At 58.7% G+C, this 1,133-nt stretch carries 1 protein-coding gene; it reads right to left on the minus strand.

Going from position 1 to position 1,133, the window contains the following annotated elements:
- Positions 1-1,052: Na+/H+ antiporter NhaA (nhaA, locus tag HOC_RS20510; protein WP_051625178.1), on the minus strand; the 1,052-nt coding region annotated here is incomplete at its 3' end.
- Positions 1,053-1,133 lie beyond the last annotated feature (81 nt).

Raw genomic sequence — 1,133 nt, forward strand, 5'->3', positions numbered from 1 at the left:
CCGGTCACCGCCGAAAGCGTGGACCCGATGATCACACTCAAAGTGACCCCTTGCAAAGCGGTTGGACTATCGAATGCGAGCGCCGCCACGAACAGGCTGATTGTAAACCCAACCCCCGCCAGAAAGGACGCGCCGAGCAAATGCAGCCAGCTGACGCCGAAAGGTCGTTTGCCTAACCCACTCCAGACAGCCAGGCTGGCCGCACCAAATACACCAAGCGGCTTGCCAAGGAAAAGGCCCAGCCCGGCGCCGAGGCTGGCGGGTCCGAGCAGGGAGGATGGCGTTATGCCCGCCAAGTGAATGCCGGAGTTGAAAAACGCGAAGATCGGGACAACCCCATAAGCGACCCATGGCTTCATGCCCGCTTCGATGACCGCAAGTACGGGGCGCCCATTGATTGTCAGCGGAATGGTCCAGGCCACGAGGACACCGGCAATGGTCGCATGCACGCCTGATTCCAGAACCGCGACCCACACAAATATGCCTATCAGGACATAGGGCGTCATATTTGAAATGCGCATTCGGTTGAACCCGATCAGGACGGCAAGGCCGAAACCAGCCATAGTCAGCGAGACGAGGCTCACCCCCTCAGTATAGAAGAGCGCGATGACAGCCAGCGTTCCGAAATCATCGAATACGGCGAGCGCCATCAGGAAGACTTTCAGACTGGCCGGAACGCGGGCACCAAGTACCGACAAGACGGCGAGTGCGAGTACAATATCGGTCGCGACCGGTACCGCCCAGCCATGTTCGGTGTCCGGGTTGCCCGCATTGAACGTCAGATAGATTGCAGCAGGGGCGAGCATACCGCCCAGTGCGCCAATCGCGGGAAGGGCGATCCTGCGCGGCGATGCAAGGTCGCCGACCAAAACTTCTCGTTTGATTTCGAGCCCGACCGCAAAGAAGAAGAAGACCATCAGGCCCTCATTGATCCAATCGACAAGTGGTTTGGACAGCCCGACCTCTCCGAGTTGAATCGAGAAAGGCGTATGATGGATAAAATCGTAGGTCCCAACAGCTGGAGAATTAACCCAGATAAAAGCGATGGACATGGCTGCGAAAACGGCAAGCGCAGCATGCCGTGTCGACGCGCTTGAATCGGCAGGCAGATGGCCGGCGTCTGCGGTGGCTGC

The organism is Hyphomonas oceanitis SCH89 (genome assembly GCF_000685295.1).
Taxonomy (GTDB): domain Bacteria; phylum Pseudomonadota; class Alphaproteobacteria; order Caulobacterales; family Hyphomonadaceae; genus Hyphomonas; species Hyphomonas oceanitis.